Origin of the sequence: Labrys sp. WJW, assembly GCF_001676615.1 — a bacterium.
GTDB lineage: Bacteria > Pseudomonadota > Alphaproteobacteria > Rhizobiales > Labraceae > Labrys > Labrys sedimenti.
Map to the genome: position 1 here is coordinate 1 of NZ_LYXZ01000056.1, position 18,668 is coordinate 18,668.

The 18,668-nt window shown below is 63.5% G+C and carries 20 protein-coding genes; 7 read left to right on the forward strand and 13 right to left on the reverse strand.

Annotated features, from left to right (window positions below; all coding sequences use genetic code 11):
* The 3 genes from BA190_RS28110 to BA190_RS28120 all read right to left on the reverse strand — a co-directional run.
* A partial coding sequence (locus BA190_RS28110) for a nitroreductase family protein (RefSeq protein WP_068295834.1) occupies positions 1-569 on the reverse strand: 569 nt, incomplete at its 3' end.
* A gap of 234 nt (positions 570-803) precedes the next feature.
* Complete coding sequence (locus BA190_RS28115; protein ID WP_068295836.1) at positions 804-1,214, reverse strand: DoxX family protein; 411 nt, start codon at positions 1,212-1,214, stop codon at positions 804-806.
* A 45-nt stretch (positions 1,215-1,259) separates the two neighbouring features.
* Positions 1,260-1,448: a hypothetical protein gene (locus tag BA190_RS28120; RefSeq protein ID WP_068295838.1), complete on the reverse strand. Its 189-nt coding sequence runs from the start codon at positions 1,446-1,448 to the stop codon at positions 1,260-1,262.
* A 95-nt stretch (positions 1,449-1,543) separates the two neighbouring features.
* Between BA190_RS28120 and BA190_RS28125 the strand changes: the two genes are divergently transcribed.
* Positions 1,544-2,479, forward strand: a complete 936-nt coding sequence (locus tag BA190_RS28125; RefSeq protein ID WP_068295840.1) for a LysR family transcriptional regulator — start codon at positions 1,544-1,546, stop codon at positions 2,477-2,479.
* A 57-nt stretch (positions 2,480-2,536) separates the two neighbouring features.
* Here BA190_RS28125 and BA190_RS28130 read toward each other — a convergent pair whose 3' ends face one another.
* Positions 2,537-3,358, reverse strand: a complete 822-nt coding sequence (locus tag BA190_RS28130) for a DeoR/GlpR family DNA-binding transcription regulator (protein WP_068295842.1) — start codon at positions 3,356-3,358, stop codon at positions 2,537-2,539.
* Between the two features lie 220 nt (positions 3,359-3,578).
* A complete protein-coding gene (locus BA190_RS28135; protein WP_068295846.1) occupies positions 3,579-4,634 on the reverse strand; it encodes a hypothetical protein in 1,056 nt (351 codons plus the stop codon).
* A 264-nt stretch (positions 4,635-4,898) separates the two neighbouring features.
* On the opposite strand from BA190_RS28135, the gene BA190_RS28140 reads away from it, so the two are divergent.
* The gene (locus tag BA190_RS28140; protein ID WP_068295847.1) at positions 4,899-5,438 is read left to right on the forward strand and encodes a GNAT family N-acetyltransferase; all 540 of its coding nucleotides are present in this window, start codon (positions 4,899-4,901) and stop codon (positions 5,436-5,438) included.
* Between the two features lie 187 nt (positions 5,439-5,625).
* Here BA190_RS28140 and BA190_RS28145 read toward each other — a convergent pair whose 3' ends face one another.
* On the reverse strand, positions 5,626-6,153 hold the full coding sequence (locus BA190_RS28145; protein WP_068295848.1) for a DUF1269 domain-containing protein: 528 nt from the start codon (positions 6,151-6,153) through the stop codon (positions 5,626-5,628).
* Positions 6,154-6,302: 149 nt separating this feature from the next.
* On the reverse strand, positions 6,303-6,728 hold the full coding sequence (locus BA190_RS28150; protein WP_068296319.1) for a VOC family protein: 426 nt from the start codon (positions 6,726-6,728) through the stop codon (positions 6,303-6,305).
* A 68-nt stretch (positions 6,729-6,796) separates the two neighbouring features.
* Between BA190_RS28150 and BA190_RS28155 the strand changes: the two genes are divergently transcribed.
* The 4 genes from BA190_RS28155 (at position 6,797) to BA190_RS28170 (ending at position 10,868) form a co-directional block, all read left to right on the forward strand.
* Positions 6,797-7,393, forward strand: a complete 597-nt coding sequence (locus BA190_RS28155; protein WP_068295852.1) for a TetR/AcrR family transcriptional regulator — start codon at positions 6,797-6,799, stop codon at positions 7,391-7,393.
* 8 nt (positions 7,394-7,401) lie between these two features.
* The gene (locus tag BA190_RS28160; protein WP_068295853.1) at positions 7,402-8,418 is read left to right on the forward strand and encodes a phosphotransferase family protein; all 1,017 of its coding nucleotides are present in this window, start codon (positions 7,402-7,404) and stop codon (positions 8,416-8,418) included.
* Complete coding sequence (gene eno, locus BA190_RS28165) at positions 8,415-9,716, forward strand: phosphopyruvate hydratase (protein WP_068295855.1); 1,302 nt, start codon at positions 8,415-8,417, stop codon at positions 9,714-9,716. The genes BA190_RS28160 and eno overlap by 4 nt, the downstream gene beginning before the upstream one ends.
* A 651-nt stretch (positions 9,717-10,367) precedes the next feature.
* Positions 10,368-10,868, forward strand: coding sequence for a DUF523 domain-containing protein (locus BA190_RS28170; protein ID WP_068295860.1), 501 nt, complete (start codon positions 10,368-10,370; stop codon positions 10,866-10,868).
* Positions 10,869-10,884: 16 nt separating this feature from the next.
* Here BA190_RS28170 and BA190_RS28175 read toward each other — a convergent pair whose 3' ends face one another.
* Both BA190_RS28175 and BA190_RS28180 read right to left on the reverse strand, forming a co-directional pair.
* A complete protein-coding gene (locus tag BA190_RS28175) occupies positions 10,885-11,337 on the reverse strand; it encodes a GNAT family N-acetyltransferase (RefSeq protein WP_068295862.1) in 453 nt (150 codons plus the stop codon).
* A 65-nt stretch (positions 11,338-11,402) separates the two neighbouring features.
* Positions 11,403-12,218: a phytanoyl-CoA dioxygenase family protein gene (locus BA190_RS28180; RefSeq protein WP_068295864.1), complete on the reverse strand. Its 816-nt coding sequence runs from the start codon at positions 12,216-12,218 to the stop codon at positions 11,403-11,405.
* A gap of 413 nt (positions 12,219-12,631) precedes the next feature.
* Between BA190_RS28180 and BA190_RS28185 the strand changes: the two genes are divergently transcribed.
* Positions 12,632-13,897 carry an AGE family epimerase/isomerase gene (locus BA190_RS28185; RefSeq protein WP_068295866.1) on the forward strand — a complete coding sequence of 422 codons (1,266 nt, stop codon included), beginning with the start codon at positions 12,632-12,634 and terminating at the stop codon, positions 13,895-13,897.
* A 24-nt stretch (positions 13,898-13,921) separates the two neighbouring features.
* On the opposite strand, the gene maiA is transcribed toward BA190_RS28185, so the two are convergent.
* Genes maiA through BA190_RS28205 form a run of 4 tightly spaced genes read right to left on the reverse strand, consistent with a single transcriptional unit; the run spans position 13,922 to position 18,664 of the window.
* On the reverse strand, positions 13,922-14,557 hold the full coding sequence (gene maiA / locus BA190_RS28190; RefSeq protein ID WP_068295868.1) for a maleylacetoacetate isomerase: 636 nt from the start codon (positions 14,555-14,557) through the stop codon (positions 13,922-13,924).
* A 42-nt stretch (positions 14,558-14,599) separates the two neighbouring features.
* Positions 14,600-15,907: a fumarylacetoacetase gene (gene fahA / locus BA190_RS28195; RefSeq protein WP_068295870.1), complete on the reverse strand. Its 1,308-nt coding sequence runs from the start codon at positions 15,905-15,907 to the stop codon at positions 14,600-14,602.
* Positions 15,907-17,265 (reverse strand): homogentisate 1,2-dioxygenase, encoded by a 1,359-nt coding sequence (hmgA, locus tag BA190_RS28200; RefSeq protein ID WP_068295871.1) that lies wholly within the window; start codon positions 17,263-17,265, stop codon positions 15,907-15,909. Before hmgA ends, fahA begins: the two co-directional genes overlap by 1 nt.
* Before the next feature lie 52 nt (positions 17,266-17,317).
* Positions 17,318-18,664 carry an MFS transporter gene (locus BA190_RS28205; RefSeq protein ID WP_082980086.1) on the reverse strand — a complete coding sequence of 449 codons (1,347 nt, stop codon included), beginning with the start codon at positions 18,662-18,664 and terminating at the stop codon, positions 17,318-17,320.
* Positions 18,665-18,668 lie beyond the last annotated feature (4 nt).

Consider the following 18,668-nt stretch of genomic DNA (forward strand, 5'->3'; position numbering starts at 1 on the left):
TTCATGAAGCTCTTCTCGGGGAAGGGCTGCTCATTGGAGCCGAAGGGCATCTGGGCGCGCAGCTTCCAGGACTTGGGCACATGCCATTCCTTCTGCACGGCCTCGTCGACCAGCGGCGCATAATGCTGCAGGCTGGCGCCGACGCCATGCTCGGCCAGGGCCGTCCACACGGCAAACTGGGCCATGCCGCCGGACTGCTCGGACCAGATCGGGAAGTTGTCGGCATAGAGCGGGAATTTATCCTGCAGGCTCTTCACCACGTCCTGGTCTTCGAAGAACAGCACGGTACCGGCGCCGGCGGCGAAGGAATCCATCTTGGCCTCGGTCGAGGCGAAGCTGTCGGCGGGCACGATCTTGCGCAGGATTTCCTTGGTCAGGTGCCAGAACTTGTCGCTCTGCTTGCCGAACAGGATCACGGCGCGCGAACTCTGCGAATTGAAGGAGGAAGGCACATGCTTGATCACGTCCTGGATCAATCTGCTGATCTCTTCCTCGCTCTTGGGCAGCTTCTTGCCCAGGGCATATTGCGTGCGGCGGGTCTTGATATGATCGATAAAGGTCTTGGACATGAGGGGTCTTCTCTATCTGTGTGACGTCGAGGAGGGCCGTCGCTTGCGGCACTTTTATCGCAGTCCTCCATGCCTCGAATGTGACGGGATGGAAATCTGGATAATTTCGATGGTTAGATGCGAAAAGGTTGAGATGTCGTAGCGCTTCGGTCGGTTTTGCCAAAAGGCCAGACGGATCTTTTCGATCCGTCTGGCAGTTGGCGACGCAAGGCCGGGCTGGCCCGGCCTTCCTCCTCAGGCGGTCGCAACGTTTTTCCGGTTGAGAGCGGCGTCGACGCTGAGGCTGCCGGCACCGAAGGCCACCACCTGGAGCAGGCCGCCTGCCATGGCGATGTTCTTGAAGAAGTGGATGAACTGGTTCTGGTCGCCCAGATTGCTGTGGAAGAATGCGGCGGCGGCGACGGAGAACACCGCCATGGCGAGGGCGACGAGGCGGGTCTGGTAACCGAGGATCAGCAGGATGCCGCCGACGAGTTCGACCAGGATGGCGATGATGACGCCGAGGTAAGGCAGCGGCAGGCCAGCGGCCGCAATATAGCCGGCAGTGGCGGCGGGCGCCGTCAACTTGCCGAAGCCGCTGAGAAGAAAGATCGCCGCAATCAGGATGCGGCCGAGCGAGGGGGTATAGCGAACGTCTGAGGACATGACAGTTTCTCTTTTTGTTTGAGGGCGATGAGCGGCTTTGTCCGCTCAGGCCTTGATGTCGGTGAAGTGTGCGGTTTCCAGAGCCTTGGCCAACGCATCCGTGGCACCCGAGGGGGCGAGAGCCACGATATGGATTCTCGGCAGCGGTTGGGCCTGCTCCTTGAGCAGCAGAGCCGCCAAGGCTGGGTTGGCTTTTCGGCCGAGGATGCGATCGAACAGGGTGGCGATGAACATGGCGAGCACCTCATCTGAACTTGGCGCTGTTATCTCAGAGATTGATGTTCAAGAAAATATGGATAATATAGACAATTAGGTTCGAGAAAATTGATATGTCTGATCCGCGTCCCACGCTTGACCAGCTCCAGGTCTTCCTTGCCATCGTCGAGGCCGGCAGCTTTGCCGGCGCGGCCCGCCAACTCGGGCGTGCCACCTCCGTCGTCAGCTACACCATCGCCAATCTGGAAGCCCAGCTTGGCCTGGAGCTCTTCGATCGCCAGTCCACCCGCAAGCCCCAGCTCACCGAAGGGGGTAAGGCCATGCTGGCCGAGGCACGCGTCGTGGCGCGCGGCATCGGCAGCCTGATCGCCAAGGCCAAGGGGTTGACCTCGGGCCTGGAGGCCGAGGTCACGCTGACGGTCGATGTCATGCTGCCGCCCTGCGCCCTGGTGCGGGTGCTCAACGCCTTCCAGGCGGAGTTTCCCACGGTGTCATTGCGCCTGCATGTCGAGGCGCTCGGGGCGGTCACCCAGCATGTGCTCGACGGTATTGCCGATCTCGGTGTCGGCGGTCCGCTCTCGCGGGACATCATCGGCATCGAGCGCCGCGGCATCGGCTCGATCCGCTTGATTCCGGTGGCCTCTCCCTCCCATCCTCTGGCCGGGCTCGGCAGCGAGGAGGCCGATGTCAGGGCCCAGGAACATGTCCAACTCGTCCTGACCGATCGCTCCAAATTCACCGAAGGTCAGGAATTCGGCGTGGTCAGCTCGAAGACCTGGCGCATTGCCGATCTCGGCGCCAAGTTCATGCTGCTCCGCTCCGGCATAGGCTGGGGCAGCATGCCGGAGGACATGGTGAATGACGATATCGCCGCGGGCCGGCTGGTGCGCCTGGCCATGACGGGCTGGGACCGCAATCTCTATCCCCTGCAGAGCATCCGGCGCACGGACACCGCCCTCGGCCCCGCTGCGAGCTGGCTGCTTGCCAGGCTGAAGGCGGCGCTGGACGAGACCGGCGAGGCACTCGCCGCTGCACGCAGCGCGGCATAGGCGCCGCCAGGAAGCCGGCCGGGCTTACGGGGCACCAAGAGCGCGGATGAAGGCGGCCTATCGCTGTGCCGCACCCTTCATCGGCACGACCGTGACCTTGGTGCCATAGTTGTTCAGCGCGTCCAGATATTCGGGCTTGATGCCGTCATCGGTGATCAGTTCGTCGATGGCGGAGAGCTCGCAGAAGGTCGAGAAGGACGGTGCCGAGAATTTCGAGCTATCGACCACCACGATGGTGCGACGGGATGACTGGATCATCTTGCGCTTGAGCGAAGCGACCTCGAGCGCGGCATCGGTGAGGACATTGCCGCTGACGGCATAGGCGCCGGTGACGCAGACATCGGCATGCACGGTGTTGAAGAAGCTCTCGCCCGGCTCGCCCCAGAGCGAGCGCCAGCCGCCGGGCCGGATGGTGCCGCCCGGCATGATCACCCGCCAGCTCGGCACGTCGGAACTGACCTGGGCAATCTCCAGGCTGTTGGTGACAACGGTGAGGGAAAGATCGCGCAGGGCCGCGGCCCGTACCACTTCCATCACGGTGGAACTCGCCTCGAAGATCACGCTTTCACGATTGTTGATGCGCAAGGCCGCTTCGGCGCCGATGGCAATCTTCTGGGCGCGCTGCATATGCGCGTTGATCTGGGATTCACGTTCGAACGTTGCCTGCAAGGGCGGCACCAGCAGGGCGCCACCATGGGTGCGCTCGAGATAGCCGCCTTCCATCAGATGTTCGAGGTCGCGACGGATGGTCGATTGCGAGCCGCCGATCGAGTCGGCCAGTTCCTGGATGGAGGCCGCCCCGTTGATGCGCAGATGCTCCAGAATGAGCGCCCGCCTCTTGGCGGGGATGATCTCGACGCGTTTTGTGGGGGCTTCCATATAAAGCGGGCTCCTTTGGGCGTGTGGATCATCGATACGGCCTTGGGGCGGATAGACCACCTCGGCGCTGACCGACGATACAGGCCGGACTTAGGCACAATCTTGCAGATTCTGCCATCGAAGCGCGTTGCTTCCCAGATGGACAAAAGGCGGATCAATGGGATCCGCCTTGCCAGGCCGGCCTGCCAGATCGACTTGGCAGGCCGAACGCTGAGGATCGTCAGGCGACCTTCTTCAGGGCTGCCGGCTTGAGCACGTCCTCGGTGATCGCCAGATCGTCCTCAAGGCTGCGCTTGGCCTTGAGGCCGCTCTTGGAGAGTTCGCCATGATAGGCCTTGACGGCTTCGTCCGGTGCGATGGTGCCGTCGGCGACCTGGCGCATGAGCACCAGCAGCGCAAGCGGATCTTCGGCCAGGTTGATCTTGCGGCCGAACAGGGCGACACGGCCGCCATACTTCTCGGCCTGGTGGAGCAGTTCGAAGGTGTCGCGGGTGGTACCGGCGCCGCCGCCGAGCACGCCGACCACCAGATCGGGATCGAAGCTCGACAGTTCTTCGAGCGCCTTCGGCCCGTTATAAACGATCTTGAGGAATTCGGGGCGATCCGCCTTGGTCACGCCGGCGAGGCAGCGCAGGATGCTGTCATTGATGTACTCGCCGATCTGGGCCCGGTCGAGGCCGCAATCCACATTGGGATTGAAGACTTCGAAGAAATACTTGAAATCGTTGTCGGCGGCCTCTTCGCGGAAGGCGGCGAAGGCGTCGAGCGCCTCATAGTCATGATCGATGTCGTTGAGGAAGGTCACCGAATAGAGGCCGAGGTCGGTCCCTCTCACCGGCGCGCCGATGGCGGGCTCGTTGGTCCCGTACATGGCGCGCGAGATGTTGGCGGTCCGGAAATGACGGGAGGGATGCTTGGTGTAGGCCTGGTGGCGCACGCCGCCCCAGCAATCGGTGGTGTCGTTGGCGCGGATGGCGGGCTTGACCGCCGAATTGCGGAAGACGCCGCGCTCATGCAGCAGTTCGAGATTGGAGGCCGACACCAGCATGATATCGACGATGTCCTGCTCGACGATGGTCTGGATCTGGTCGATGAATTCGGCGCGCGTGCGCACGCGGCCCTGGCCGCCATCGGCGCTGCGGGCAAAGCCGGTTGCCGCGAGGCCCGAGCCCATGTCGCCGTCCTTGGCATCGGCGATGATGAAGTCGGAACGCTTGTAGTTGCCCGCTCGGATATTGCGCAGTTTCTGGTCGAGTCGGGTTTGGGGGTAGGCCATCGCACATGCTCCTTGGACTGGCGATGAATGCCGCCGCTTCCTCGCTGCGGCGAGTCGCATTCATTTCAATGACACTCATATACGATCAAAATCTTTCAAACCAGTGCAAAGTTTTCCGTTCGCGAGGATTGTTGCTCGTATCCGCGGGGCAGCAATCCTTGCGCGGCGTGATGCAAATTTGCATGGATGAGATTTGCCGTTTGTCGCGTGGCGGGGGAGTGGACGAAGGGCCTGCCAATCGCATCGGCGTAGGGGAGAAATGTCGTGCTGCCGAATTTAGAAACGCAGCGCCTGCTGGTGCGGCCGCGCACCATGGCCGATTTCGAAGCCTGCCTTGCCATGGATCGGGATATCGAGGTTACCAAGCATATCCCGGGGCCTTGGCATGATCCGGAACAGCACGAGGCCTTCGTCAGGCAGCGCATGCAGGCCGATTACGGACCGGGGCTGGGCTATGGCACCGTCGTCGACAAGCTTCACTCCGGTCGCTTCCTGGGGTGGATCCTGCTCATTCCCGCTGACGGTACCGGCCCCGAGATCGAAATCGGCTGGCGGCTGGTACGGGAGGCCTGGGGCAGGGGCTATGCGACCGAAGCGGCGATACCGGTGGTTCGGCACGCTTTTGTTACGCTTAAGGCGGACAGGATCGTGGCCGAGATCGCTCCCCGCAACGCTGCTTCGTTGCGCGTTGCTCAGAAGCTGGGCCTCACCGATGCCGGCATGCACCATGATCAAGGCGCGATCTGGAGACGCTTCCAGATAACGCGAAGCGATTTCGCCTCGCTTGAAGCCGCAGGGCGTTGAGGCGGCCGGTGCCGGTTACGAAACGGAGCCCAGGGTGTGCAACGGCCACCTGTCGGGTTGGCCGTTGCAGGGGAGAAGGCGGGGCTTAGAGCGTTTTCCAGAAAAGTTGATAGACTTTTCGATTTAGAAAACGCGTCAAAACAAAGAGATAGAGAGAAAGTGCGTTTCGGAGAAATCGCACTTTGCTCTAGCCGTTGGTCGGAGCGGGCGTTGCCGACAGGGCTTCCTGCAACTTCTGCTCCTGTTCCGGTGACAGCGAGGTCTTGATCACTCGCCCCTTGAGGCCGTGGAACTCGGCCAGGACCTTTTCGGGCTGGACCTTGCGGACCAGCACGAACAGGGCCGACGAATTGTTGGGAATGGTCTGGCCGAGCGACTTGATGAAGTCGTCGTCGATGCCATAGTCGGCCAGGGAACCGGAGAGGGCCCCCACGCCCGCACCGACCGCGCCACCGATGGCGAAACCGGCGAGCGGATTGAGGAAGAGCAGCCCAACCAGGCCGCCCCAGAGTGCACCGGAGAGCAGCCCGGAGCTTGCGCCGATGCCGGTCAGGTTGATGCTCTGCTTGAGATGAACCTTGCCTTCTCCATTGCGGGTGACCACCACCGCATCCTCGAGGTCGACCAGATATTCCTTCTTGAGTGCGTCCAGCTTGAGCAGAACCTTGTCGGCTTCATCGATGGAATCAAAGCCGACGACGATGAGATCGGACATCAAAAGCTCCTGTGGTCACCTGTGATGACGCGTATTGGGCGCCGTGAAAGCTGCTTATCCAGCAAGCTTGTTGAATCCATATGACCATTGCCGGGCCGGATTGTTCCCTTCCTGAACGGGTTGCGGCCCGGATGGCTTGCCTGCCGGTCTCACTGAGGCGGGGCGGCGGCATAGCCGTCGGCGAATTCCGGTGACGGCGGGATGGGCTTGATGACATCGATCAGCACGCCGTTCGGGTCGGCCGTGATGAAATGGCGCTGCCCGAAAGCCTCGTCGCGCAAATCCAGCAGGATCGGCAGCCCGGCGCGCTTCAGCCTTGCATATTCGGCATCCACGTCGTCGACCTCGAAATTGAGCAGGAGGCCGCCGACTTGCCCACCGCGTGCCGGGGCCGGAATGGTATCGTGATCGCCGTCGAGGACAGCGAGATTGACATTCGCGTCCGCCATGGACTGCAGATGCACATACCAGTCGGCCTCGAACAGCTTCCGGAAACCGAGATGCTCGACATAGAAGGCCGCGGTGGCGGCGACCTGCCTGGTCATGATGACAGGGTAGTAGCTGGCGACCTTCATGGACATTTTGGCATTCCCTCTATAAACATACACACTGAATGTTTTCAAGTAACATACAGGCTGCATGTATGCAAGAGGAAGGCCGACGTTCCAATCAGGATCGCACGCTGAGAACGAGGGCCGCCCTGATCGCGGCGGCGCGCAGGCTGTTTGTGGAAAAAGGCTATGCCGAGACCGGAACACCCGAACTGGTGGCGGAAGCCGGCGTGACGCGCGGCGCGCTCTATCATCATTTTGCCGACAAGCAGGCCCTGTTCCGAGCCGTCGTCGAAGCCGAGAATGCCGCTTTGGCCTCCGAGATCGAAAGGGCGGCTCCCGGAGAGCTTGGCCCTATCGAGGCGCTGGCCGCAGGCGGTGAGGCTTTTCTGGCCGCGATGTCGCTGCCGGGCCGGACCAGGCTGTTGCTGATCGAGGCACCGGCCGTGCTGGGACGCGAGGTCGTGGATGCCATCGATGCCGATCATGGCGGACGCACATTGCGTGAAGGCCTTGCAGCCGCCATCGCGGCCGATGCGCTGCGGGTCGTGCCAATCGACGCCGGGGCGCTCTTGCTCTCGGCCGTCTATGAAAGAGCAGCGCTTTCGATCGCGGCCGGTGGGCTGGCGGGGGAATGGCGGCTGCTTATCCGCGCCGTGCTCGACGGCTTGCGCCAGCGAAACGGTTGAGAAGCGACATGACCCAACTCGATCCCGAACAAGATGATGGCGTAACGGCAATCCTCGTCGCGTTGCGCCATATGGGGCTGCTTGGCCCCGGAGAAGGGGCGCGCTTGACACCCCTGACGGGCGGCGTGTCGTCGGATATCCACCTGGTCGAGACATCGGACCGGCGTCTTTGCGTCAAGCGGGCTCTGGCCCGTCTGAAGGTGGCGGCGGTCTGGGAAGTCCCGACGGGCCGCAATGCCGCGGAGGCGGCCTGGATGCGCCAGGTTGCGCATTGGCTGCCCGACGGCGTCCCGGTCATTCTCGGCGAAGATGAGGAACGAGGCCTGTTTGCGATGAGCTTCCTGCCGCCGGAGCGCAATCCGGTGTGGAAGGCCCTGTTGCTGGATCGGATCGTCGATGCGGCTTTTGCGGCGCGCGTCGGTGCCGACCTTGGCCTCCTGCACGCGGCCAGTGCGCGAGAGGCCGGACTGGCGGAGCGCTTTGCCAATGATGCGACGTTCGAGGCGATCCGCATCGAGCCTTATCTCATCGCCACGGCCCGCGCCCATCCCGACCTGGTAGGACGGATCGAGGCTATCGCCGCCCGCACGCTGGCCACCAAGAAGGCGCTGATTCATGGTGATGTCAGCCCCAAGAACATCCTGTGCGGCGAGAAGGGGCCAATCTTTCTCGATGCCGAATGTGCCTGCTTTGGCGATCCGGCTTTCGATCTCGCCTTCTGCCTCAATCATCTCCTGTTAAAGGGCGCACGGCGAGGTGTCCCGCGCAAGGCCTATCGGGATGCCTTCGAAGCCCTGGTCAACGCCTATTTCGCCAGGATCGACTGGGAAGATCGCGCCGATCTCGAAGCCAGGACGGCCGCCCTGTTGCCGGTGCTGTTCCTGGCGCGGGTGGATGGCAAGTCGCCTGTCGAATATCTGACGCATGAGGACGAACAGGAAGCCGTGCGACGCTTTGCCAGACCGCTGATCGCCGACCCGCAGCAGGACCTGATCGCCATCGCCAATGCCTGGACCCGCCAATGACCGATATATCCATTCGTAGACTTGATGCGCGCCGCATCTGGGATTCCCGCGGCCGCCCGACCGTCGAAGCCGAAATCGAACTCAGCGATGGCACAATCGCGCGAGGCATTGCCCCAGCCGGCGCTTCCCGGGGCAGCCGCGAGGCGCTCGAGCGCAGGGATGGCGGCGGGAAGCTGGGCGGCCTCGACGTCCAGGGAGCCCTCGCCGGGATGCGCGAGGAGATCGCACCGCTTCTGATCGGTCGCGATCCGTTCGACCAGGTGGGGCTGGATGCGGCACTGATTGCACTGGACGGCACGCCGACCAAGCAAAGACTCGGCGGCAATGCCACCGTCGCGGTTTCGCTTGCGGTGTTGCACGCGGCCGCAGCCAGCCGTCGCCAACCGCTATGGCGATATCTGGCCGGGGAGGGGCCAGTCAGCCTTCCCTTGCCGGAAATCCAGGTCTTCGGTGGAGGCGCCCATGCCGGCCGCCGCACCGACATCCAGGATTTCATGGTGATGGCGCCGAAGGCGGCAAGCTTTGCCGAGGCGCTCGAGATCACGGCCGAGGTCTATCTGGCGGCCGGAAGGATCATGGCCGAGCGCGGCCTGCTGCAGGGCGTTGCGGATGAAGGCGGCTGGTGGCCCGCATTCGGTTCCAACGAAGAGGCGCTCGATACGCTGGTGCTGGCCATTGAGCGGGCCGGCTTCACACCGGGTGACGACGTTGCGATCTCGCTCGATATTGCCGCCTCCGAATTCGGCCGCGGCGGGCGCTATCGGCTCGGCCTGGAGGGACGCGAACTCGATCGGGACGGCATGGCGGATTATCTCCTGGGCTGGTGTGAGCGCTATCCCATCCTTTCGATCGAAGATCCCTTCGCCGAGGACGATGTCGAAGGCCTCGCCCGCTTCACCGCGGCGGTGGGCCATCGCATCCAGGTCATCGGCGATGATTTCCTGGTCACCAATGCCGGTTTGGTCGAACAGGCGGCGAGGAACGAGACCGTCAATGCGGTGCTGGTGAAGGTCAACCAGGCCGGCACGGTCAGCGAGGCCAAGGCTGCCTGCGAGGCGGGGAGGCGTGCCGGTTTCGGCACGATCGTATCGGCCCGCTCCGGCGAGACCGAGGATGTCGCCATCGTGCATCTCGCCATCGGCTGGCATGCGGAACAGCTCAAGGTGGGATCCTTCGCCCGTTCCGAACGCATGGCCAAATGGAACGAAGCCTTGCGCATTGAAGAGGCCCTGGGATCCCAGGCCCGCTTTGCGGGGGTCGACGGTCTGCCCTTCAAGCGTCGACAGCGCGCCGCCTGAGAGGCGGTATCAAAACGCCTCGCGGATAGGGGCAGGGCGGGCATTGAGGTGGTTGCGCGGCCGATGGGGCGCCGAGTCCTGGGGCGCCGAGTCCTGGGGCGCCAAGTCCTGGGGCGCCACGCAAAGAAAGGCCGGAGAAGGGAGCGCCTGTCTTCCTCCTCCGGCATGCATTTACTTGCATGACGTTAAGTTTTCGCAATCGAGATCTGCGCTTGGATACTAAAGTTAAGCATCTCTTGGCAAATAAAGCGTCTGCAACTCCATAACTTCATTGCAAGCTTGCACCATCCCCTAACAAAGCTGGCTATGCTCATCAATACAAAAAATAGCCATGCCGGATGCTGTCATCGGATAAATCGATTAACTGCTTGGGTGATCAAAAATTGTCTGACATGAACGCGCGGATATATGAGAATCCTAAGACAATTCGTGCTATTCGGGGCCGGTCTGCATCCCCGAATCCCGTCGCGAACTCTCCAAGAATAGAACCAGAATGTGACTGGACTGATACCAGGGTGATACCAAGACGACTGTTCGGCCGCAGGCTGGAGGCATTGGCAGCCGGCGAGGCCCAAATCGGGGCTGGCGGTTGTCGCGGCGCGTGCTTGGCCCTATCACAGCGTTGATGCGCAAGAGCGATGCGGGGCAGCGATGACGGCCAAGATCCTGGTGAGCGCCTGCCTCGTCGGGCGGCCGGTGCGTTATGACGGGATGGCGAAAACGCTCGATCACCCGGCTCTCACGCGCTGGCGCGATGAAGGACGCCTTGTCGTGGTCTGCCCCGAGCTCGCCGGAGGCTTCAGCGTACCCCGGCCGCCGGCCGAGATCGCCGAGGGACTGTCGGGTAGCGACGTCCTGGCAGGCACTGCTCGTGTGGTCGATGTTACAGGCGCCGACGTGACTGCGCTCTATCTCGACGGAGCGAGGAGCGCTCTGGTTTTGGCACAGTCCCAGGGCTGCCGCTTCGCCCTCTTGATCGATGGCAGCCCCTCCTGCGGAAGTGCCTTCATCTATGATGGAGCATTTGCAGGGCGGAAACATGCCGGTGCCGGTGTAACGGCTGCGCTCCTTCGGACAGGAGGCATCGAAGTTTTCACACCATCGGAAATCAATGCCCTCGAGGCCAGGCTGGAAAGTGGCGAAGCAGGCTGACCAGGAGGCACCTGCATCAGGCCAGATCTTTCTCCATATAGACCCTGCGCAAGCCCCTTTCTTCGGCGCGATGGGTTTCGGCATAGCCGCAGCGGGTGTAGAGCGCGATATTCTCCGTCATCGCCTCATTGGTGTAGAGCCTGATCCGACGATAGGCCGCTTCACGAGCGCGCCTTTCGGCGATCTGAAGCAGGCGGCGGCCCAATCCCTGCCCCTGGGCCGCGGGCGCCACGGCAATATTGTCCAGGAGCATCGCATCGTCCTGCGGGATCAGGACGAGGATGCCCTGGATGTCGCTGTCGAGGGCGATCACAAACAGATGTCCTGCGCGCACCAGCGCTGTGTAGTCGTCGAGCATCGGCCCGGGCTTGCGCCCTATGCGCGTGACATAGGGCGTATAGGCAGCCTCGACGATGCGTTCGATGGCCGGAAGATCGGCGGCGGTCGCGCGACGCAAGGCTTGGACCATGATGTCCTCCTGAAGGGGCGGCTGTGTGGCCGCTTTCCTCGGTAGGCCGGGGAAAGCGGTTGTCGTCAGGTTCGCTCGGTCTCCGTGAGGGCGCGCCGGATGGCAATCTCGACCGGCGAGTAGTCTCCATCGTCACGTTGCAGCCGGAAAGGCTCCTTCGGCATCAGCGGAGGTTGCGCTAGAAAGCGCGGCGTCGAGCCCCGATGCTTCTGGGCAGCATGCACCAGGAAGGGATGGCAAAGATAGACAGTGCCAGCTTTGCCGGTGGCCAGGCTCTGAGGCCGCTGGGCCCCCATCTGCTCCAGATCCATGTGCGAACGGCCGGCCTCGCCCGCCGGAGCGAGGTAACGGGCCATGTCCAGGTGCGAGCCGACGCGGATGCGGGTCGGCGCATCCTCCGGCCCGACATCGGAGAACAGGAACAGCATCAGCAAAGCACGTCCCCGCGAGGTGACGTTCACGCGCCAGGCCGAAAAGTCGCTGCGCTCATCGGGATCGCAACCCTCGCCCGGAAAGGAGAGGTCGACATGCCAGCCCACATCGCCGGGATCGTCGGGATGGGGAAAGCGTATCGGGAACGAACCGAGGCCGTCGCGTGGATGCCAGCGTCCCTGGCCGACGAGTTGGTCGAAGGCGTTCAGCAAGACCGGTGTATTGACGGCCTTCTCGAACGGACCTCCGCCATAGCCGGCAAGCCGGATCACCGGTTTTGTCCAGGTAGCGGGATCGTTCGGGTCGCAAGGGAGGTCGCGCCACATGATGGCCCGCGCCTGCTCGGCCAATTCGCGGGGGAAGGCGTCGTCCACGCGCACGAAGCCGTCTTCGATGAAGCGTTCGATCTGCGCGGCGTCGAGCGCGCGATAGTCGGGATGTCGGGGCATGATGGCTCACAATCGTCGCATGGCTTCGCCCGCTAAAGCGTTTTGCGATTTGGCGGAATCGCCAGGGATCGCAAAGACGCGTCGAACCAAAGAGTGGGGGCGAATGGGTTTTTCGTCCAAACGCGCTTTGCTCTTGGGGGCGCAAGCCAGTGCCGTCCATGAAAAGAACCCGGCACGAAGGCCGGACAGGCTCCTGGTCTTCCGTCAGCCGTCAGTTGGCGAGGAAGAAGATGGTGGCGATATTGAGCGTGTGCATCATCATGACGAACCAGAGCATAAGGGAGGCGGTCTGCGCGTCAACCCTGGTGACGAAAGCGGGTTTCTTCATACCAATCAGTGGCGCGAGCAAACGAGCTGCTCTAAGCAAAGGCTGGGTCAGGGCCCCAATTCGTACCGTATCGAGGAGACTTCCGATGACATCAGCCGCTTCCGCTCCCACCACGCCGAAATGGGTGACGTTGTCGAGCCATCGGGCCTGGCTGCTGCAGCAGGCCGAAGCGCTGTTTTCCGTGTTCGAGCAGAACAGCCTCAATCCCCTCGGCGGCTTCTACGATCTCGACATGGCCTGCAAGCCGTTCGTGCCGGGACAGCCGCCCGGCAGCCGGCCGACACGGCAGATTCACGCGACCACGCGCATGGTGCATTGCTTTGCCATCGCCCATCTGATGGGGCGTCCCGGCGCCGACGTGATGATCGATCACGGCATGGACTTCATCTGGAACGGCCATCGCGACAAGGACAAGGGCGGCTATTTCTGGGGCGTCGGCTATGAGGGGCCGACCGACGATACCAAGCAGGCCTATGGTCACGCCTTCGTGCTGCTGGCGGCTTCCAGCGCCAAGGTTGCCGGCCATCCCGATGCCGACCGCCTGCTGGCCGACATTTCCACCGTGCTGGAGGAGCGTTTCTGGGAGGAGGGCCCCGGCGCCACGGCCGAGGAGTTCACGCGGGATTGGCAGCCCTTCGACACCTATCGCGGCCAGAATTCCAACATGCATCTGACCGAAGCCCTGATGGCGGCCTTCGAGGCGACCGGCGACAACACCTATCTCAACAAGGCCGAGCGCATCGCCGACCTGATCGTGCGGCGCCACGCTGCCGAGAATGGCTGGCATCTGCCCGAGCATTTCAGCCAGGATTGGCAGCTCAACAAGGACTATTCCGGCAGCCCGGTCTTCCGACCCTATGGCACCACGCCGGGTCACTGGCTGGAATGGGCGCGGTTGCTGCTGCAGCTCTGGGAACTGGGTGGGCGCAAGCTCACCTGGCTGCCTGACGCTGCCGCCAACCTGTTCCGCCAAGCCGTCAAGGATGGCTGGGACCACGATAAGGGCGGCTTCTACTATACGCTCGACTGGACCGGTGCGGCGCGCATTCGCGACCGCTATTGGTGGCCCTGCTGCGAGGGCATCGGCGCAGCGGCTTTCCTCAACGCCAGCGATGGCGACCGCTTCTACGAGGAATGGTATCGCACCATCTGGAACTTCAGCGCCGCCCGCTTCATCGACAAGGTGCATGGCGGCTGGTTCCCCCAACTCGGTGATGATCTCCAGCCCAATACCGGCCCATTCTACGGCAAGGTCGACATCTATCACGCCTTGCAGGCCTGTCTCATTCCATTGCTGCCCGCCACCGGCAGTATCACGCGCGGGCTGATCACCGAGGGGGTGAAGATCTAAGGCATTGCCAGCTCGCCGCCCCGCTCACTCGCTGTCCGGCTGGTTTGCCGGATGTGCCTTGACGAAGGCCGGATGCCCTTCGGCCTCGGCCTCGACGCGGCGGATGCGGGGATAGGCATCGAGCGGCACGCCGAAGCGGCGGGCGGCATAGAGCTGCGGGATGAGGTAGACGTCGGCCAGGCCCGGTGCGTCGCCGAAGCAATAGGGGCCGTCGCCGATCAGCGCCTCGACCGCCTTCAGTCCCGAGCCTGCCCAGGTTGCGATCCAGGCGCTGACCTTCGGCTCGGCCTGGCCGAGCGTCCGGCGCAGATAGGTCAGCGGGCTGAGATTGTGCAGAGGCTGGATGTCGCAGCCGATGATAGCAGCAACGGCCCTAACCTTGGCGCGTTGCGTGAGGTCTGAGGGCAGCAACGGCGGCGCGGGATATGTTTCCTCGAGATATTCGATGATGGCGGGGGATTGGGTCAGGGCCGTGCCGTCGTCGAGCACGAGGGTCGGCACGCGTTCCTGCGGATTGAGTGCCCGATAGGCCTCGCCATGCTGTTCGCCGCCATTGCGCACGAGATGGATGGTCGCCTGCTCGACCTCGAGATTCTTGAGGGCGAGCGCGATCCGGACCCGGTAGGAGGAGGTGGAGCGCCAATAGGTGTAGAGTTTCATGGTCGTGCCGCCTCCCTGCAATGGCGATATATCGAGCCAACCTTATGGTGCCGGCAGGATCATTGCACGGCATTCCCCGAAGCCGATCGAGGCGAAGCCCTCGCGCCGGCAACGGCCCTTGAGGATGACCTCGTCGCCATCCTCGAGGAAACGGCGCTCCTCGCCCGTTTCGAGGCGGATGGGATTCCTGCCACCCTGGCTCGCCTCGAGCAGGCTGCCACAGCCATCCTGGTCCGGTCCGGAAAGGGTGCCCGTGCCGATGAGATCGCCTGGGCGCAGGTTGCAGCCATTGGAGGCATGATGGGCCAGCATCTGCGCGACGGTCCAATACATGTGCCGGGCATTGGAGCGGGCGAGCGAATGGGCCGCCAATCCGCGGGTACGCATTTCGGCCGTCGTCAGCAGCACTTCGAGCCCGATGTCGAAGGCGCCCTCGGCCTGATCGCCTGCATCGGTGAGATAGGGCAGCGGCGTCGGATCGCTTTCCGGGCGCGGCGGCTGCGCGATGCGGAAGGGAGCGAGCGCCTCGGCCGTGACGATCCAGGGGGATATGGTCGTCGCGAAGCTCTTGGCGAGGAAGGGGCCGAGTGGCTGATACTCCCAGGCCTGGATGTCGCGGGCCGACCAGTCGTTGAGAAGGCAGAGGCCGGCGATCTGGTCGCCTGCGGCTGATATCCCGATCGGGGTGCCGAGGTCGTTGCCGGGGCCCACCCAGACGCCGAGCTCGAGCTCGTAGTCCAGCCGCGCACTGGGGCCGAAGACTGGGCTCTCGACCTCCGGCCGTTTCGACTGGCCGAGTGGCCGTGTGACCGGGATACCCGAGGGAAGGACCGAGGAAGCACGGCCATGATAGCCGATCGGCACATATTTGTAGTTGGGCAGCAGCGGATTATCCGGCCGGAACAGCTTGCCGACGGCAGTGGCGTGGTGGATGCCGACATAGAAATCGGTGTAGTCGCCGATCCGGGCCGGCAAATGGAGCAGGCAGTCGGATGCCCTGTAGAGTAAGGGCTCCACTCTCGGACGCAGGGAGCTCGCCTCGGCCAGGATATTGGAGAGCGCCTGCCGCAGGGCGCGCCGCGGGCCGGGGCCCAGCGCCAGCAGGCTGTTGAGATCGTTCCCCCGCGCTGCTTCCGCAGCTCGCTCGGCGGCGCCGCTGAGCAGGCCACCGTCGAGGACGGCACGCAGGTCGAGGATGGCGTTGCCGATGGCGATGCCGGCGCGCGGTGTCGCGCCTCCCGGGCTGAAGATGCCGAGCGGCAGGTTCTGGATCGGGAAATCGGCATGGCCGTTCGCCGAAGCGACCCAGCTGGTCAGCTTGGGATCATGCGTCTGGTCGAGTTCCATCATCACGGCCTGCTCGGATCGAAATGCTTGGTCATCTTGTGGCCGTAGCCGCCATAGTCCTTCTGCAGCGCCTCGGAGCCGGCCGCATAGGCGGACACACGCTGCGGGAAGCGGCTCTCGAACATGAAGGCCAAAGTGTTTTCCAGCCGGTGGGGCTTGAGCTCGACATGGCTGGCCTTCTCGAAGGCGTCGAGATCGGGCCCGTGCGGCAGCATCATATTATGCAGCGAGGCCCCACCGGGCACGAAGCCGCCGCCGGTCTTGGCGTCGTACTGGCCGTAGATCAGGCCCATGAATTCGCTCATCACGTTCATGTGGTACCAGGGCGGGCGGAAGGTGTTTTCGGCCACCAGCCAGCGATCCGGGAAGATCACGAAATCGATATTGGCGGTGCCGGGCGTTTCCGATGGCGAGGTCAACACGGTGAAGATCGACGGATCGGCGTGGTCGTAGAGCACCGGCCCGACCGGCGAATAGCGCCTGAGATCATATTTGTAGGGTGCATAATTGCCATGCCAGGCCACCACGTCGAGAGGCGACTGGTTGATCGCGGCGGACCAGAGGGTGCCGCCCCATTTGACATGGAGGCGCGAGGGCACTTCCCGATCCTCATAGGCGGCGACCGGGGTGAGGAAGTCGCGCGGATTGGCCAGGCAATTGGCGCCGATCGGACCGCGCTCGGGCAGTGTGAGGGCGCCGCCGTAATTCTCGCACAGATAGCCGCGGGCCGGGCCGTCCTTGAGCTCGACGCGGATCTTGACGCCACGAGGGATGACGGCGATCTCGCCCGGCTCGATGTCGATGATGCCGAATTCGGTCCACAGGCGCAGAGATCCTTGCTGCGGCACGAAGAGCAATTCGCCATCGGCATTGTAGAAATATTCGTCCACCATCGAGCGGGTGATCAGGTAGACATGCGCGCCCATGCCGGCATGGGTGGCGGCGTCGCCGGCCGTGGTCAGGGTGCGCACGCCTTCGAGGAAGGAAACCGGCTCGGCTGGAATCGGGAGCGGATCCCAGCGCAGCGGCGCGATCGGGACCTCGACCTCGGGGGCAGGCGCCGTGCGCCAGAGCCCGATATCGGCCTTGGCGAACTCTCCCCAATGGCTCACCGTCGGGCGGATGCGGTAGAGCCAGGAGCGCTCATTGGTGGTGCGCGGCGCCGTGAAAGGCGAGCCGCTCAATTGTTCGGCATAAAGGCCATAGGCGCAGCGCTGCGGGGAATTGCGGCCCAGGGGCAGGGCGCCGGGCAGGGCCTCGGTCTCGAAACCATTGCCGAAGCCCGACATGTAGCCGGCCTGGATGGCACTGACGACCTCGCCGCCTCGATCGGAACCCGGTTTGGGAGACTGGAGATTCATGATCGCCTCCTGAATTCGACGAATGCTGATATAATCGTTGCGTTTGTAACCATCAAAGCTGTGGCCGCTGTCGCGGATCGCCTCGCCCGACGATACCGGCGATTGGATCGCCGGAGACGTCCCCATCCACGGCTCTACCACGGGTCTCCGGCGTCAATATGAGCACGAGCAAGGCCGGCACCACCATCAGCGCAGCGTAGATGGCGACCGACATCGGTGTGCCCGTGCGCTCGATCAGGAGAGCACCGATCAGCGGGGCGACCGAGCCGCCGAGCACGGAAGCGGCCTGGTAGGACGCGGAAAGAGCCGTGTAGCGCACGCGCGTCGGGAACATCTCGGTGACATAGGGCGCAAGACCACCGAGCAGGAAACCATGGGCGCACAAGGCAAAGACCGCGCGCAGATAAAGAGCTGACGGCGAGCCACCCTGCGCCAGGGTGAACAGGGCGAAGGCGGCGATCGTGGCCCCGATGAAGCCTGCGATCATCACGGGTCGGCGCCCTATGCGGTCGCCGAGCCAGCCCGAGCCGAGGATGACCGGGAGCGAGGCCAGCGAGGCGACGAGCACGACATCGATGGCCTGGGCACGGTTGAGTCCGAGCCTGGTTGTCGCGAGCAACAGGACGAAGGTCGAGAACAGATAAAGCAGGGTGTTCTCGGCCGCCTTGACGAAGAAGACCTTGGCCATCGAAATCCTCTGCGTGGCGAAGGCTTCGGCCAGCGGCGCATGGGCGATTTCGGTTTCCGCCTTGATCTCGAGGAAGGCCGGCGATTCATCCACCTGCCGACGGGCCCAGAAACCGAGAGCAATCAGCACGATCGACAGCAGGAAGGGGATGCGCCAACCCCAGGCCAGGAAAGCTTCCTCGCCAAGCCAGAGCTGCACGAGACCGAGGATACCAAGGGCGAGGACGTTGGCGGCCGGGCCGCTCGCCATTGGAAAGCTGGTCCAGAAGCCACGATTTCGGGCCGGCATGGATTCGGCCACGATGGTTAGGGCGCCGGTTGCCTCGCCGCCGACGGCGACGCCCTGGAAGATACGGATGAGCAGAAGCAGGAGCGGGGCTGCGATGCCGATGGTGTCGTAGGTCGGCAGGAGGCCGATGGCGACGGTGGCCACCCCCATCATCAGCAGGCTGACGATCAGCGTGTTCTTGCGGCCGAGCCGGTCGCCGATCACGCCGAAGACGATGCCGCCGAAGGGGCGGGCCAGGAAGCCGGCGGCGAAGGTGCCGAGGCCGAGCATGGTGCCGACGAAGGGATCGTCGGCGGGAAAGAACACCTTGTTGAAGACGAGCACGGTGCTCGCGGCGAAGATGAAGAAATCATACCATTCCAGGGTCGAGCCCAATGTGGCGGCAAGCATCACCTTCAGGCGGGACGCCATCGAAGTCATCATCTTC

Bases quoted from the DNA above. Each gene is read 5' to 3' on its own strand.
- BA190_RS28125 (WP_068295840.1), top strand. From the start codon at position 1,544: ATGTCTGATCCGCGTCCCACGCTTGACCAGCTCCAGGTCTTCCTTGCC.
- BA190_RS28175 (WP_068295862.1), bottom strand. From the start codon at position 11,337: ATGGTCCAAGCCTTGCGTCGCGCGACCGCCGCCGATCTTCCGGCCATC.
- BA190_RS28185 (WP_068295866.1), top strand. From the start codon at position 12,632: ATGACATCAGCCGCTTCCGCTCCCACCACGCCGAAATGGGTGACGTTG.
- BA190_RS28160 (WP_068295853.1), top strand. From the start codon at position 7,402: ATGACCCAACTCGATCCCGAACAAGATGATGGCGTAACGGCAATCCTC.
- eno (WP_068295855.1), top strand. From the start codon at position 8,415: ATGACCGATATATCCATTCGTAGACTTGATGCGCGCCGCATCTGGGAT.
- BA190_RS28205 (WP_082980086.1), bottom strand. From the start codon at position 18,664: ATGATGACTTCGATGGCGTCCCGCCTGAAGGTGATGCTTGCCGCCACA.
- fahA (WP_068295870.1), bottom strand. From the start codon at position 15,907: ATGATGGAACTCGACCAGACGCATGATCCCAAGCTGACCAGCTGGGTC.
- BA190_RS28170 (WP_068295860.1), top strand. From the start codon at position 10,368: ATGACGGCCAAGATCCTGGTGAGCGCCTGCCTCGTCGGGCGGCCGGTG.
- hmgA (WP_068295871.1), bottom strand. From the start codon at position 17,265: ATGAATCTCCAGTCTCCCAAACCGGGTTCCGATCGAGGCGGCGAGGTC.
- BA190_RS28150 (WP_068296319.1), bottom strand. From the start codon at position 6,728: ATGAAGGTCGCCAGCTACTACCCTGTCATCATGACCAGGCAGGTCGCC.
- BA190_RS28120 (WP_068295838.1), bottom strand. From the start codon at position 1,448: ATGTTCATCGCCACCCTGTTCGATCGCATCCTCGGCCGAAAAGCCAAC.
- BA190_RS28115 (WP_068295836.1), bottom strand. From the start codon at position 1,214: ATGTCCTCAGACGTTCGCTATACCCCCTCGCTCGGCCGCATCCTGATT.
- BA190_RS28180 (WP_068295864.1), bottom strand. From the start codon at position 12,218: ATGCCCCGACATCCCGACTATCGCGCGCTCGACGCCGCGCAGATCGAA.
- BA190_RS28155 (WP_068295852.1), top strand. From the start codon at position 6,797: ATGCAAGAGGAAGGCCGACGTTCCAATCAGGATCGCACGCTGAGAACG.
- maiA (WP_068295868.1), bottom strand. From the start codon at position 14,557: ATGAAACTCTACACCTATTGGCGCTCCACCTCCTCCTACCGGGTCCGG.
- BA190_RS28130 (WP_068295842.1), bottom strand. From the start codon at position 3,358: ATGGAAGCCCCCACAAAACGCGTCGAGATCATCCCCGCCAAGAGGCGG.
- BA190_RS28145 (WP_068295848.1), bottom strand. From the start codon at position 6,153: ATGTCCGATCTCATCGTCGTCGGCTTTGATTCCATCGATGAAGCCGAC.
- BA190_RS28135 (WP_068295846.1), bottom strand. From the start codon at position 4,634: ATGGCCTACCCCCAAACCCGACTCGACCAGAAACTGCGCAATATCCGA.